The organism is Photorhabdus machadonis (genome assembly GCF_052657765.1).
Map to the genome: position 1 here is coordinate 5,114,561 of NZ_CP199761.1, position 12,452 is coordinate 5,127,012.

Sequence of the window (12,452 nt, forward strand, 5' to 3'; positions counted from 1 at the left end):
CCCCATACCATGAGGGCGCGGCATTATAACACCACATCTCAGATATGGATAGAAAAAATAAACGGCCCATAATCTGAGCCGTTTACTCTATTCGAGTCAGCTTACAGAATCGCTTTCTCTACAACGCGAACTAAGGTCCAAGATTTAGTTTTGGACAATGGACGGGTTTCGCGGATTTCCACTACATCACCGATTCCACATTCATTGTTCTCGTCATGTACGTGCAGTTTAGTCGTACGCTTGATGAACTTACCATACAGAGGATGTTTCACCTTACGCTCGATAGCAACAACAATAGATTTTTCCATTTTGTCACTAACAACACGACCTTGCAGAGTACGGATTTTATCGGTCATTACGCACCCGCCTTCTCAGTCAGTAAAGTCTTAACGCGTGCGATATCACGACGCACTTGTTTCAACAGATGAGACTGTTGTAGCTGGCCACTTGCTGCCTGCATACGCAGGTTAAATTGTTCACGCAACAGGTTCAGCAGCTCAGTGTTCAGCTCTTCAACGCTTTTTTCGCGCAGCTCTTGTGCTTTCATTACATCACCGTCTTAGTTACAAAGGTGGTTTTGATAGGCAGTTTCGCTGCTGCCAGCTTGAATGCTTCACGAGCCAGCTCTTCAGGCACACCGTCCATTTCATAAAGGACTTTACCGGGCTGGATCAAGGCAACCCAATATTCTACGTTACCTTTACCTTTACCCATACGCACTTCGAGTGGCTTTTCAGTGATAGGTTTGTCTGGAAATACACGGATCCAGATTTTACCTTGACGTTTAATTGCACGGGTCATAGCACGACGTGCCGCTTCAATCTGACGTGCAGTCAGACGACCACGGCCCACAGCTTTCAGACCGAAAGTGCCGAAGCTAACATCCGCACCTGCTGCTAGGCCACGGTTACGGCCTTTATGCACTTTACGGAATTTCGTACGCTTTGGTTGTAACATCAGCGACTCTCCTTACTTGCGGCCTTTACGCTGCTGCTTTTTAGGTTGCACAGCCGGTTTTTCCGCCTGTTCAACAGCAGCCATACCACCCAAGATCTCACCTTTGAAGATCCATACCTTAACGCCGAGTACACCATAAGTGGTGTGCGCTTCTGAAGTATTATAGTCGATGTCTGCACGCAGTGTGTGCAATGGTACACGACCTTCACGATACCATTCAGTACGCGCAATTTCAGCACCACCCAAACGGCCACTTACTTCCACTTTAATGCCTTTAGCGCCCAAACGCATTGCGTTCTGAACTGCGCGTTTCATAGCACGGCGGAACATAACACGACGTTCCAGCTGCGAAGTGATACTATCAGCAACCAGTTTAGCGTCCAGCTCAGGCTTACGCACTTCAGAGATATTAATTTGCGCAGGCACACCAGCGATTTCCGCTACAGTTTTACGCAGTTTTTCTACGTCTTCACCTTTCTTACCGATTACGATACCTGGGCGAGCAGTGTGAATAGTTACACGGATGCTTTTAGCAGGACGTTCAATAACAATGCGTGAAATAGACGCTTTTGCCAGTTCTTTGTTCAAGTACTGGCGCACTTTAAAATCGCTGTCCAAGTTGTCAGCGAATTCTTTGGTATTCGCATACCAGGTAGAGTTCCAAGGTTTGACGATACCCAGGCGAATACCATTAGGATGTACTTTCTGACCCATTGCTAGTCTCCAGAGTCTCAGCGATCGGACACAACCACAGTAATGTGGCTGCTGCGCTTCAGGATGCGATCTGCACGACCTTTCGCACGAGGCATAATGCGCTTCATGGTAGGGCCTTCGTCTACGAAAATCTTCGTAACTTTCAGATCATCAATGTCAGCGCCATCGTTGTGTTCTGCATTAGCAATAGCAGACTCAAGTACCTTCTTCACCAAACCAGCAGCTTTCTTGTTGGTATAGGTCAAAGTTTCCAGAGCTTGCGACACTTTCTTACCGCGAATCAGGTCAGCTACAAGGCGAACCTTCTGAGCAGAAGAACGAGCGTGGCGATGTTTAGCGATAGTTTCCATCTCTTCCTCCTACCTTAGCGCTTTTTAGCCTTTTTATCGGCCGCATGGCCGCGATAAGTACGAGTCGGCGCAAATTCACCTAGTTTGTGACCAACCATTTCGTCGGAAACAAAAACTGGTACATGCTGACGACCATTATGGACAGCGATGGTCAAACCGATCATGTTAGGAAAGATCGTTGAACGACGGGACCAAGTCTTAATAGGCTTTTTGTCTCCGCTTTCCACCGCTTTCTCTACCTTCTTCAGCAAGTGCAGGTCAATAAATGGACCTTTCTTGAGAGAACGTGGCATGGCTTATCCTCTAATTATTTTTTAGTACGGCGACGTACAATGAACTGATCAGTACGTTTATTACTGCGGGTCTTCTTACCTTTAGTTTGAACACCCCAAGGAGTTACAGGATGTTTACCAAAGTTACGACCTTCACCACCACCATGTGGATGATCTACTGGGTTCATCGCCGTACCACGAACGGTAGGACGGATGCCACGCCAGCGACTTGCACCAGCTTTACCCAGAACGCGTAACATATGTTCTGCGTTACCAACTTCACCTAAAGTAGCGCGGCAATCAGACAGAACTTTACGCATTTCACCAGAACGCAAACGCAAGGTTACATAAGAACCATCACGAGCAACGATCTGAACATATGCACCAGCGGAACGAGCCAACTGGCCGCCTTTACCCGGCTTCATTTCTACATTGTGTACAGTAGAACCAACCGGGATATTACGCATTGGCAATGCATTACCAGCTTTGATAGCTGCGTCAGCACCAGATTGGATCTGATCACCAGCTTTCAGGCCTTTAGGTGCAAGAATATAACGACGTTCACCGTCTTTATACAGAACCAGGGCGATGTTTGCTGAACGGTTTGGATCATATTCCAAACGCTCAACTACAGCAGGGATACCATCTTTGTTACGCTTGAAGTCAATCAAACGATAGTGCTGTTTGTGGCCACCACCGATGTGACGAGTGGTAATACGGCCATTGTTGTTACGACCACCGGTTTTGCTGCTTTTTTCCAGCAACGGAGCATAAGGCTTACCCTTATGCAGCTCAGGGTTAACCACTTTAACAACGTGGCGACGGCCCGGAGACGTAGGTTTACATTTAACAATTGCCATTGTTCTTTACTCCTCCGACTTACTCTGCACCACCGATGAAGTCCATATTCTGGCCTTCTTTCAGAGTGACATAAGCTTTTTTCCAGTCGCTACGACGACCAATACGCTGACCGTGGCGTTTAGTTTTGCCTTTAACCAGCAAAGTGTTAACACCTTCAACTTCGACTTCAAACAATTTCTGCACAGCAGCTTTAATTTCTGCTTTAGTCGCGTCTTTTGCAACTTTGAGAACGATGGTATTGCTTTTTTCCATCGCTGTAGAAGCTTTTTCAGATACGTGCGGCGCGCGCAGTACTTTCAGCAGACGTTCTTCACGGATCATGCCAGCATCTCCTCAACTTGCTTCACAGCGTCAGCAGTCATAACCACTTTATCGAAGGCGATCAAACTAACTGGATCGATACCAGCTGCATCACGAACGTCAACCTTGTACAGGTTGCGAGCGGCTAAGAACAAGTTCTCATCAACTTCACTAGTGATAATCAGCACATCTTCCAGAGCCATCTCTTTCAGTTTCTGAGCTAGAAGCTTAGTTTTAGGGGCTTCTACAGAAAAACTCTCGACAACTATCAGACGATCTTGACGTACCAGTTCAGACAGGATGCTTTTCAGAGCACCGCGGTACATTTTCTTATTAACTTTTTGACTGTGGTCCTGTGGCTTAGCTGCGAAAGTTACACCACCAGAGCGCCAAATTGGGCTCTTAATAGAACCAGAGCGTGCACGGCCAGTGCCTTTCTGACGCCATGGTTTTTTACCTGAACCAGAAACTTCAGCACGGGTTTTCTGAGCACGAGTACCTTGACGTGCACCAGCTGCGTAAGCAACGACTACTTGATGCACAAGCGCTTCATTGAAATCACGCCCGAAGGTAGTTTCGGAAACAGTCAGCGCGCCTTGCGCGTCTTTCATTACCAATTCCATTCCTATCTCCTTGACGTTACGCCTTGACAGCCGGTTTTACGATCAGGTTGCCACCAGTTGCACCTGGAACAGCACCTTTGACCAGCAGCAGGTTGCGCTCAGCGTCAACACGTACTACATCCAGGCTTTGAACGGTTACACGCTCATTACCCAGTTGGCCTGCCATTTTTTTGCCTTTAAATACCTTGCCCGGAGTTTGGTTCTGACCGATAGAACCCGGAACACGGTGAGACAAAGAGTTACCGTGGCTAGCATCTTGGGTACGGAAGTTCCAGCGCTTAACAGTACCAGCAAAACCTTTACCTTTAGATGTACCAGTAACGTCGACTTTCTTAACGTCAGCGAAAATTTCAACGCTAATGCTTTGACCTACAGCATATTCTTCGTCTTCAGACAGACGGAATTCACGCAGGATACGGCCAGCTTCAACGCCAGCTTTAGCGAAATGACCCGCTTCAGGTTTGTTTACACGGTTAGCTTTTTTGCTACCAGTAGTAACCTGAATTGCACGATAACCGTCGCTATCCAGATCTTTAACCTGAGTAACACGGTTATCTTCAATTTCGATAACTGTTACAGGGATTGAAACTCCATCTTCTGTGAAGATACGAGTCATACCCACTTTTTTACCGACTAAACCAATCATTGTTTCAACCTCTCAATCGTTCAATGACCTGATTAACCCAGGCTGATCTGCACGTCTACACCGGCAGCCAGATCCAGACGCATCAGAGCATCAACGGTTTTCTCGGTTGGCTCAACGATGTCAACCAGACGCTTATGAGTGCGAATTTCGTACTGATCACGCGCATCTTTATTAACATGCGGAGAAATCAGAACAGTAAAACGCTCTTTACGAGTCGGCAGCGGGATCGGACCACGAACCTGCGCACCAGTGCGCTTAGCGGTCTCGACAATTTCCGCAGTTGATTGATCTATCAAACGATGATCAAATGCTTTCAGGCGGATACGGATTCTTTGGTTCTGCATGAGACCAGAGCTCCAACTATTTTATAAACGTAAATAACTACTCCTCGTGCCCATTTCGATTGATGGGAGAGTGTAATCGTTCAATATATAACCCCCATATCGGGAGTATTTTTAAATGGCAGAAAAGCAAAACACTGCACATTTACTGACTAATAGATCAGGCTTACTCAAAGTAAGCCCGCGTATTATACGCAAATCAATTAGCAAAGCAAGATACAGATGAAAATCTATTCGGAATGAAATAAATGAGTGTAGAATAAGATGCCCTAGCTTTAGTAGATAGGGCATTTTTCTAGGACTATTCTCCTTCAAGAATCTGTACCTGGGTATAATTTTGAATCCCCATGCGTTCAATTAATTCAAACTGAGTTTCCAGCCAATCAATATGCTCTTCTTCTTCATCTAAGATATCGATCATCAAATCACGACTAACATAATCATGAATCGAATCAGCATAAGCGATCGCTTCTCTCAAATCCTTGGCTCCTTGCAATTCTAGTTGCAAATCGGATTTGAGCATTTCTTCAATATCTTCTCCGATGTTAAGTTTTCCTAAATCCTGCAAATTAGGAATTCCCTCAAGAAAAAGGATACGTTCAATGTATCTATCAGCATGTTTCATTTCATCGATAGATTCATGATATTCCTTGTCATTAAGGCGGGTAAGGCCCCAGTTTTTGAACATCCGGGCGTGCAGAAAATACTGATTAATTGCAACAAGCTCATTTCCAAGAAGTTTGTTCAAATGAGCAATTATTTTTTTATCACCTTTCATAGCTACTCCTCCGCTTCCAGTACTTAAAGTGTAGTACCTATTCAGCAGAGTAGTAATAAACTTACCTTATTTTTTATCAAGCAACGTTATCTATCTTAGGCAGTTGTGCAATTTCCTCATTAATTAGCTCTCTGGCTTGGCGTATGCATTTACCACAATCACGGCCCACAGGCACAATACGTTTTAGTTCTCTAATAGAGTGAACATGATGCTGACGCACCGCGTTACGTATTGTTTTGTCACTCACCGCATTACATAGGCAAACATACATAAATAGCACTCTCTGGTACATATTATAGCTTATATTAAATAATAATGAGTATCATTTCAATAATCATTCGTATTTTAATTTTCTGATCCAACTCTTCCAAATTTTCTTTCACCTTCATCCGATGGAAATGGTTCACTCATCCACATAATATTCTGATGGATAAGACTTTTATCACTACTGGTAACTTTATTAAACTTATTCCATCCTAAATAAAATTTAGCTAAACCAACCACATATTAAAGACACAGCAACTACACTATTTCCTACATCAACAACTTGCTCTAGAGCTGAGAACTGATAGTCAGAAGGAAGGAGAGGGATCATCTGTTTTACGATATTACGGGATTCACATGTTTAGTTGTATGAGAAGGACTTAGCATAAGAACAAACATTAACATATTTAATGACGAATGGATGATAGGTGATAGGTCCAGATGTACCCTGAGTATCTTGGTAGAACAAGCGGATAATATCCAAAGACAAACTACGAACTGTCACAGTCAAAAACCAAAGACTAAGACTAGAAGAAGTACCCCAAGATGATTCATGTAGGCAATTCAAGGAAAGGATATATTTGAAGACATCAACCGACAGACACCTGATGTAATACACCAGGTGTCTATTCTAAAGCAAACCCGAGTTCAAGCTTGCCCTAGGACTAAATATACGATCAGCTATTAAGCAATAACTTTAGCAACAACACCAGCACCTACTGTACGGCCACCTTCACGGATTGCGAAGCGCAGACCCTGGTCCATCGCGATTGGTGCAATCAGGGTAACGATCATCTGAATGTTATCACCTGGCATCACCATTTCCACGCCTTCTGGCAGTTCGATAGTCCCGGTTACGTCAGTTGTACGGAAGTAGAACTGTGGACGGTAGCCTTTGAAGAACGGAGTATGACGGCCGCCTTCGTCTTTGCTCAGAATATAAACTTCTGATTCGAAAGTGGTGTGTGGCTTGATTGAACCGGGTTTTGCCAATACCTGACCACGTTCGATTTCGTCACGTTTGGTACCACGCAGCAGAACACCCACGTTCTCACCCGCACGGCCTTCGTCCAGCAGTTTGCGGAACATTTCTACGCCGGTACAAGTTGTTTTCGTGGTGTCTTTAATCCCCACGATTTCAACTTCTTCACCCACTTTAACGATACCGCGCTCTACACGACCGGTAACGACAGTACCACGGCCTGAAATAGAGAATACGTCTTCGATTGGCAGCAGGAATGGCTGGTCAATAGCACGCTCTGGCTCTGGAATGTAGCTATCCAGGGCCTCTGCCAGTTCGATGATTTTGGCTTCCCACTCTGCCTCACCTTCCAGTGCTTTCAGAGCAGAACCACGGATAACTGGCGTGTCGTCGCCTGGGAAGTCGTACTGAGACAGCAGCTCACGCACTTCCATCTCAACCAGTTCCAGCAGCTCTTCGTCGTCTACCATGTCACATTTGTTCAGGAACACGATGATGTAAGGAACGCCTACCTGACGGCCTAACAGGATGTGCTCACGAGTTTGTGGCATTGGACCATCAGTTGCTGCAACTACCAGGATCGCGCCGTCCATCTGGGCAGCACCGGTGATCATGTTTTTCACATAGTCGGCGTGGCCTGGGCAGTCAACATGCGCATAGTGACGGCTTGGCGTATCGTATTCTACGTGAGAAGTAGAGATGGTGATACCACGCGCTTTTTCTTCTGGCGCGTTATCGATCTGGTCGAATGCGCGAGCGTTACCACCGTAGGTTTTAGCCAATACAGTAGTGATGGCAGCAGTCAGGGTAGTTTTACCATGGTCAACGTGGCCGATAGTACCAACGTTAACGTGCGGTTTTTTACGTTCAAACTTTTCTTTAGACATTAGATTGTCCCTCTAAGACACGGAATCGGTGGCTTCACCACATCAACCAAGCTATTGCTTGTTGAATATTGCTTACAGGAAGAAAACCAAGAGACAAGAACATAAGGAAATGGTGCTGATAGGCAGATTCGAACTGCCGGCCTCACCCTTACCAAGGGTGTGCTCTACCAACTGAGCTATATCAGCACATTTTGGAGCGGGCAGCGGGAATCGAACCCGCATCATCAGCTTGGAAGGCTGAGGTAATAGCCATTATACGATGCCCGCATTGAACCCGGCTACCTGATTTTAATCAGCTGTACATTGTATCTCAATGTGCTTCGCTTGGAGTAACTACTCAAGCAGGACACTCAAGACTAAATCTGATTGTTTGGTGGTGGGGGAAGGATTCGAACCTTCGAAGTCTGTGACGGCAGATTTACAGTCTGCTCCCTTTGGCCGCTCGGGAACCCCACCCTATCCAAATTTTTAATGGTGCCGGCACCAAGAGTCGAACTCGGGACCTACTGATTACAAGTCAGTTGCTCTACCAACTGAGCTATGCCGGCATCAAGTGCTGCGCATTCTAGGCAGTGTGAACACTCTATGCAACAAAAAAATTGCCTCAATCTGATCATTCGGTCATAAAACACTCAATTCTATCTGATCAGCTGCTTTTTTCAATAGATTCAGTCCAAATAACAAACAAAAAATTATCTATAACTATTGTGGAACTGATTATAATCCTCTATAAAACTCGATAAAATACTTCATTTGCCGTCAGTTAAATTCCCATCATTAAACAAACAACCTAAGCTAGCAGTAAGCAAAGTAACTCAATTTTTTACAATTCTGCATTTCTTATCAAAAAAAATCGCCAAAAATATAAAAAAGCCTACGCCTGTCGCTCCTCAGTCGATATGATGCGATTTATTTTTTGTCGGGTACAGGTTGTTTATTACAATCTGTCCAACCTGCACAAACAGGCAGATGTTGGTTTATGAATAAAAAAGAACCTTTTTTGGCTACTCCATATTTGCAATTCAATCGTGAACAATGGGCAACCTTACGTGATTCAGTTCCACTGACATTAACAAAAGAAGAACTAATTGATTTAAAAGGGATAAATGAAGAAATTTCTTTAGAAGAAGTTGTTGAAATTTACCTTCCTTTATCTCGCTTACTTAATTTTTATATTAGCTCAAATTTACGTCGCCAAGCAGTGCTCGAACAATTTCTAGGCACTGATGGACAAAAGGTCCCTTATGTCATAGGCATTGCTGGCAGTGTTGCTGTTGGCAAAAGTACTACCGCACGTCTATTGCAAGCACTACTAAGTCGTTGGCCTGAACACAGAAGTGTAGAATTAATTACTACAGATGGCTTTCTACATTCTAACAGCGTACTAAATGAACGTGGATTGATGAAAAAGAAAGGTTTTCCACAATCATATGATATGCATTGCCTAGTGAAATTTGTATCTGATATAAAATCAGGGTCCGAGCAAGTATCTGCACCAGTTTACTCTCATCTTACCTATGATATCGTACCAAATGAACAAAAGTTCATTGAACAACCAGATATTTTGATTCTGGAAGGTCTGAATGTATTACAAAGCGGTATGGATTATCCCCATGACCCACACCATGTATTTGTCTCTGATTTTGTCGACTTCTCTATCTACGTCGACGCACCAGAAAAATTACTCCAAAGTTGGTATATCAGTCGGTTCCTAAAATTTCGTCAGGGTGCCTTTTCAGATCCAGATTCTTATTTCCACAGTTATTCCAAATTATCAGAAGAAGAGGCCATAAACATTGCATCTGATATCTGGCAAGAGATCAATGGCTTAAACTTGCAACAAAATATTCTACCAACGCGAGAACGAGCAAGCCTAATCATGACAAAAGGCACTAATCACACTATTGAAAGCGTAAGGTTACGTAAGTAAAAATAGTTTCCGAACCCGGAAGATATCTCTCTTCCGGTTGTTCTTAACAACCTCTCAAAGAAATCTCACCACCGATATATGGAGTTATGACACCATCCTGATCGAGTAATAAAGCACCTTGCTGATTAATACCTCTGGCTATGCCATAAACTTCCTGACTACCAATAATTAATTTTACTGGTCTATCCATAAAATTATCTAACTCAAACCACCGGGAAATAAATGAAGATAAGCCTTCATTTTCAAACTGCATCAGCGCTTTCCTCAGATCAAGTATTATTTCTACAGCCAATTTATTACGATCAATTTTAATTCCAGCCTGCTGCAAATTAACCCATTGCTGATTAATAGATTCTTCGTCCTTATGATCCATCGCAATATTTATACCTGCACCGATCACAACCTGAGCAGCATCCCCAGTTTTTCCCATTAATTCGACTAATATTCCTGCTAGCTTCTTGTCATCAAGATATAAATCATTTGGCCATTTTACCCTAATTCTATCAGCGCCAAATCGATGCAATACTTCAGCAATAACAATACCGACAACCAGACTCAATCCGATTGCCGCAGCTGGTCCTTGTTCAAGACGCCAATACATAGATAAGTAAAGATTCTTACCAAAGGGCGAAATCCACTTCCGTCCACGCCTCCCTCTGCCAGCATACTGGTATTCTGCAACACAGGCATCCCCTGACTTTAACTCAGATAAACGTTCAAGTAGATACTGATTAGTCGAATCAATAACTGGCAAAACAGCTACACGATCCTGGGGTAAATATTGCAAAATAGTACATTCATCAAGTAGTTGCATCGGTGCCACGAGGCGATAACCTTTGCCAAGAGCAGTTCCCAGTTCAATTCCCCATTGACGAATTGTCTGTATATGCTTATTAATTCCAGCCCTACTCATCCCTAAATCCTGCCCCAGTTGTTGACCAGAATGGACTTCACCATCAGACAAAATTTTAATCAATTGTAATGGTACAGTTATATCTTTCATGAAATACATTCCACAGCATCAATTTCGCCTTTAGAGCCAATAAAACGCACCTCAGGTTCAAGCAATACACCAAACTTACTTATCACTTGCTGGCGAATATAGGCAGCCAATGCGATTACATCCTTACCTGTCGCATTTCCCTGATTTATCAATACTAGAGCTTGCCTGAGATGCACAGATGCACCACCGATACGATAACCTTTTAAATTACACTGCTCAATGAGCCAGCCTGCCGCTAATTTGAACATCCCATTATCATGAGGATACTGGGGGCTATCAGGGTAACTTTCTTTAATTTTTACCGCAACTTCCGCACTGACAATTGGATTTTTAAAGAAGCTACCTGCATTTCCTGTTATTGCAGGATCAGGTAATTTACTGGTGCGCATTGTACATACTGAATCAAAAATCTGCTGAGGAGTTACACCACCTCTCGACAACCTAGTTAAATCACCATAACTCAACATCGGTTGCCAATTCTTTTTCAACAATAAGCCTACAGAGATAATAAAATAACTTTCTTGATATTTATGCTTGAAAACACTATCCCGATACCCAAATTGACATTCATCAACATTAAGGCGCGTTTGTTCTCCAGTTTCCAGATTCAGGACATCTACATACTCACATACATCTCTAAATTCAATACCATACGCACCAATATTTTGAATCGGTGCCGCACCAGCACAACCTGGAATTAACGCCAGATTTTCTAACCCATGAATATGATTTTTAAGAGAATAACAGACTAATTCGTGCCAATTTTCTCCCGCTCCTACATGTAGACGCCATGATTCATCAGTTTCCTGGTATTGAATCCCCATAATTCTATTCAGAATCACAGTTCCTTCAAAATCTTCAATAAATAAGATATTACTACCCCCACCAAGCAGCAGTACAGGTTGTTTTTGGCTTCTGGCTTTCTGCCATAAAGCTAATAAAGATTCAGCAGATTTAGCTATATCTAAACATTTAGCATGGGCTGATAACCCAAAAGTATTAAACTCTTTAAGGGAAAGCATTTACTTAATACTCAATAAAGCTATTTAATAAGTAGTTTATCAGTCTATAGACATGGAAAACAGTTGGAAAACAAAGTTAGTTTTTTCTCTAAATGCAAAAAGGCCACCCTTTTGGGTGGCCTTTTTGTCTTAAAATAAAGTCTGGCAGTTCCCTACTCTCACATGGGGAGACCCCACACTACCATCGGCGCTACGGCGTTTCACTGCTGAGTTCGGCATGGGGTCAGGTGGGACCACCGCGCTATTACCGCCAGACAAATTCTTTATATATTATCATGGTGCTGATACCCAGATTCGAACTGGGGACCTCACCCTTACCAAGGGTGTGCTCTACCAACTGAGCCATATCAGCAATAGTGGCTCGCAGTCAATATTAACGCAAACCCCAAAAAATTAAAGCCTGGCAGTTCCCTACTCTCACATGGGGAGACCCCACACTACCATCGGCGCTACGGCGTTTCACTGCTGAGTTCGGCATGGGGTCAGGTGGGACCACCGCGCTATCGCCGCCAGGCAAATTCA

17 protein-coding genes, 5 tRNA genes and 2 rRNA genes are annotated in these 12,452 nt (G+C 43.7%); 1 reads left to right on the forward strand and 23 read right to left on the reverse strand.

Annotation, left to right across the window (positions count from 1 at the left end; genetic code table 11):
* Nucleotides 1–101 precede the first annotated feature (101 nt).
* From rpsQ to ACUN2T_RS24695, 18 genes are all read right to left on the reverse strand, one after another.
* Nucleotides 102–356 (reverse strand): 30S ribosomal protein S17, encoded by a 255-nt coding sequence (gene rpsQ / locus ACUN2T_RS24610; protein ID WP_011148786.1) that lies wholly within the window; start codon nucleotides 354–356, stop codon nucleotides 102–104.
* Nucleotides 356–547, reverse strand: a complete 192-nt coding sequence (rpmC, locus tag ACUN2T_RS24615; RefSeq protein WP_021322794.1) for a 50S ribosomal protein L29 — start codon at nucleotides 545–547, stop codon at nucleotides 356–358. The genes rpsQ and rpmC overlap by 1 nt, the downstream gene beginning before the upstream one ends.
* Complete coding sequence (gene rplP, locus ACUN2T_RS24620; protein WP_012990491.1) at nucleotides 547–957, reverse strand: 50S ribosomal protein L16; 411 nt, start codon at nucleotides 955–957, stop codon at nucleotides 547–549. Before rplP ends, rpmC begins: the two co-directional genes overlap by 1 nt.
* Nucleotides 958–969: 12 nt before the next feature.
* Nucleotides 970–1,671, reverse strand: a complete 702-nt coding sequence (gene rpsC / locus ACUN2T_RS24625) for a 30S ribosomal protein S3 (RefSeq protein WP_445495498.1) — start codon at nucleotides 1,669–1,671, stop codon at nucleotides 970–972.
* 17 nt (nucleotides 1,672–1,688) lie between these two features.
* On the reverse strand, nucleotides 1,689–2,021 hold the full coding sequence (rplV, locus tag ACUN2T_RS24630) for a 50S ribosomal protein L22 (RefSeq protein ID WP_011148790.1): 333 nt from the start codon (nucleotides 2,019–2,021) through the stop codon (nucleotides 1,689–1,691).
* 14 nt (nucleotides 2,022–2,035) lie between these two features.
* Nucleotides 2,036–2,314, reverse strand: coding sequence for a 30S ribosomal protein S19 (gene rpsS, locus ACUN2T_RS24635; RefSeq protein WP_011148791.1), 279 nt, complete (start codon nucleotides 2,312–2,314; stop codon nucleotides 2,036–2,038).
* Between the two features lie 14 nt (nucleotides 2,315–2,328).
* Nucleotides 2,329–3,153, reverse strand: a complete 825-nt coding sequence (gene rplB / locus ACUN2T_RS24640) for a 50S ribosomal protein L2 (RefSeq protein ID WP_021322795.1) — start codon at nucleotides 3,151–3,153, stop codon at nucleotides 2,329–2,331.
* 19 nt (nucleotides 3,154–3,172) lie between these two features.
* On the reverse strand, nucleotides 3,173–3,475 hold the full coding sequence (gene rplW, locus ACUN2T_RS24645; RefSeq protein ID WP_021322796.1) for a 50S ribosomal protein L23: 303 nt from the start codon (nucleotides 3,473–3,475) through the stop codon (nucleotides 3,173–3,175).
* Entirely contained in the window at nucleotides 3,472–4,077 is a 606-nt protein-coding gene (gene rplD / locus ACUN2T_RS24650) for a 50S ribosomal protein L4 (RefSeq protein WP_445495499.1), read from the reverse strand. Before rplD ends, rplW begins: the two co-directional genes overlap by 4 nt.
* Before the next feature lie 16 nt (nucleotides 4,078–4,093).
* Complete coding sequence (gene rplC, locus ACUN2T_RS24655) at nucleotides 4,094–4,723, reverse strand: 50S ribosomal protein L3 (protein ID WP_036841116.1); 630 nt, start codon at nucleotides 4,721–4,723, stop codon at nucleotides 4,094–4,096.
* Nucleotides 4,724–4,755: 32 nt separating this feature from the next.
* Complete coding sequence (gene rpsJ, locus ACUN2T_RS24660; protein WP_001181005.1) at nucleotides 4,756–5,067, reverse strand: 30S ribosomal protein S10; 312 nt, start codon at nucleotides 5,065–5,067, stop codon at nucleotides 4,756–4,758.
* Between the two features lie 298 nt (nucleotides 5,068–5,365).
* Nucleotides 5,366–5,842, reverse strand: coding sequence for a bacterioferritin (bfr, locus tag ACUN2T_RS24665; RefSeq protein ID WP_445495500.1), 477 nt, complete (start codon nucleotides 5,840–5,842; stop codon nucleotides 5,366–5,368).
* Between the two features lie 76 nt (nucleotides 5,843–5,918).
* The gene (gene bfd / locus ACUN2T_RS24670; RefSeq protein WP_021322800.1) at nucleotides 5,919–6,113 is read right to left on the reverse strand and encodes a bacterioferritin-associated ferredoxin; all 195 of its coding nucleotides are present in this window, start codon (nucleotides 6,111–6,113) and stop codon (nucleotides 5,919–5,921) included.
* 677 nt (nucleotides 6,114–6,790) lie between these two features.
* Nucleotides 6,791–7,975 carry an elongation factor Tu gene (gene tuf, locus ACUN2T_RS24675; RefSeq protein ID WP_445495501.1) on the reverse strand — a complete coding sequence of 395 codons (1,185 nt, stop codon included), beginning with the start codon at nucleotides 7,973–7,975 and terminating at the stop codon, nucleotides 6,791–6,793.
* A 110-nt stretch (nucleotides 7,976–8,085) separates the two neighbouring features.
* Nucleotides 8,086–8,161 (reverse strand) — tRNA-Thr (locus ACUN2T_RS24680).
* A gap of 6 nt (nucleotides 8,162–8,167) precedes the next feature.
* Nucleotides 8,168–8,242 (reverse strand) — tRNA-Gly (locus ACUN2T_RS24685).
* 104 nt (nucleotides 8,243–8,346) lie between these two features.
* Nucleotides 8,347–8,431: transfer RNA gene (locus ACUN2T_RS24690), tRNA-Tyr, on the reverse strand.
* Nucleotides 8,432–8,447: 16 nt separating this feature from the next.
* Nucleotides 8,448–8,523, reverse strand: a tRNA-Thr gene (locus ACUN2T_RS24695).
* Nucleotides 8,524–8,954: 431 nt separating this feature from the next.
* Between ACUN2T_RS24695 and coaA the strand changes: the two genes are divergently transcribed.
* Nucleotides 8,955–9,905: a type I pantothenate kinase gene (gene coaA / locus ACUN2T_RS24700; protein ID WP_445495502.1), complete on the forward strand. Its 951-nt coding sequence runs from the start codon at nucleotides 8,955–8,957 to the stop codon at nucleotides 9,903–9,905.
* 43 nt (nucleotides 9,906–9,948) lie between these two features.
* On the opposite strand, the gene birA is transcribed toward coaA, so the two are convergent.
* The 5 genes from birA to rrf (ACUN2T_RS24725) all read right to left on the reverse strand — a co-directional run bounded on the left by birA (nucleotide 9,949) and on the right by rrf (ACUN2T_RS24725) (nucleotide 12,444).
* Complete coding sequence (birA, locus tag ACUN2T_RS24705) at nucleotides 9,949–10,908, reverse strand: bifunctional biotin--[acetyl-CoA-carboxylase] ligase/biotin operon repressor BirA (RefSeq protein WP_445495504.1); 960 nt, start codon at nucleotides 10,906–10,908, stop codon at nucleotides 9,949–9,951.
* The gene (gene murB, locus ACUN2T_RS24710) at nucleotides 10,905–11,930 is read right to left on the reverse strand and encodes a UDP-N-acetylmuramate dehydrogenase (RefSeq protein WP_445495505.1); all 1,026 of its coding nucleotides are present in this window, start codon (nucleotides 11,928–11,930) and stop codon (nucleotides 10,905–10,907) included. The genes birA and murB overlap by 4 nt, the downstream gene beginning before the upstream one ends.
* A gap of 139 nt (nucleotides 11,931–12,069) precedes the next feature.
* Nucleotides 12,070–12,185, reverse strand: a 5S ribosomal RNA gene (rrf, locus tag ACUN2T_RS24715).
* Nucleotides 12,186–12,206: 21 nt separating this feature from the next.
* Nucleotides 12,207–12,282: transfer RNA gene (locus ACUN2T_RS24720), tRNA-Thr, on the reverse strand.
* Between the two features lie 46 nt (nucleotides 12,283–12,328).
* Nucleotides 12,329–12,444 (reverse strand): 5S ribosomal RNA (gene rrf, locus ACUN2T_RS24725).
* Nucleotides 12,445–12,452: the final 8 nt, after the last annotated feature.

Excerpts from the sequence above, each read along its gene's own strand:
- rpsQ (WP_011148786.1), bottom strand. The coding sequence starts at position 356 with ATGACCGATAAAATCCGTACTCTGCAAGGTCGTGTTGTTAGTGACAAA.
- rpmC (WP_021322794.1), bottom strand. The coding sequence starts at position 547 with ATGAAAGCACAAGAGCTGCGCGAAAAAAGCGTTGAAGAGCTGAACACT.
- rplP (WP_012990491.1), bottom strand. The coding sequence starts at position 957 with ATGTTACAACCAAAGCGTACGAAATTCCGTAAAGTGCATAAAGGCCGT.
- rpsC (WP_445495498.1), bottom strand. The coding sequence starts at position 1,671 with ATGGGTCAGAAAGTACATCCTAATGGTATTCGCCTGGGTATCGTCAAA.
- rplV (WP_011148790.1), bottom strand. The coding sequence starts at position 2,021 with ATGGAAACTATCGCTAAACATCGCCACGCTCGTTCTTCTGCTCAGAAG.
- rpsS (WP_011148791.1), bottom strand. The coding sequence starts at position 2,314 with ATGCCACGTTCTCTCAAGAAAGGTCCATTTATTGACCTGCACTTGCTG.
- rplB (WP_021322795.1), bottom strand. The coding sequence starts at position 3,153 with ATGGCAATTGTTAAATGTAAACCTACGTCTCCGGGCCGTCGCCACGTT.
- rplW (WP_021322796.1), bottom strand. The coding sequence starts at position 3,475 with ATGATCCGTGAAGAACGTCTGCTGAAAGTACTGCGCGCGCCGCACGTA.
- rplD (WP_445495499.1), bottom strand. The coding sequence starts at position 4,077 with ATGGAATTGGTAATGAAAGACGCGCAAGGCGCGCTGACTGTTTCCGAA.
- rplC (WP_036841116.1), bottom strand. The coding sequence starts at position 4,723 with ATGATTGGTTTAGTCGGTAAAAAAGTGGGTATGACTCGTATCTTCACA.
- rpsJ (WP_001181005.1), bottom strand. The coding sequence starts at position 5,067 with ATGCAGAACCAAAGAATCCGTATCCGCCTGAAAGCATTTGATCATCGT.
- bfr (WP_445495500.1), bottom strand. The coding sequence starts at position 5,842 with ATGAAAGGTGATAAAAAAATAATTGCTCATTTGAACAAACTTCTTGGA.
- bfd (WP_021322800.1), bottom strand. The coding sequence starts at position 6,113 with ATGTATGTTTGCCTATGTAATGCGGTGAGTGACAAAACAATACGTAAC.
- tuf (WP_445495501.1), bottom strand. The coding sequence starts at position 7,975 with ATGTCTAAAGAAAAGTTTGAACGTAAAAAACCGCACGTTAACGTTGGT.
- coaA (WP_445495502.1), top strand. The coding sequence starts at position 8,955 with ATGAATAAAAAAGAACCTTTTTTGGCTACTCCATATTTGCAATTCAAT.
- birA (WP_445495504.1), bottom strand. The coding sequence starts at position 10,908 with ATGAAAGATATAACTGTACCATTACAATTGATTAAAATTTTGTCTGAT.
- murB (WP_445495505.1), bottom strand. The coding sequence starts at position 11,930 with ATGCTTTCCCTTAAAGAGTTTAATACTTTTGGGTTATCAGCCCATGCT.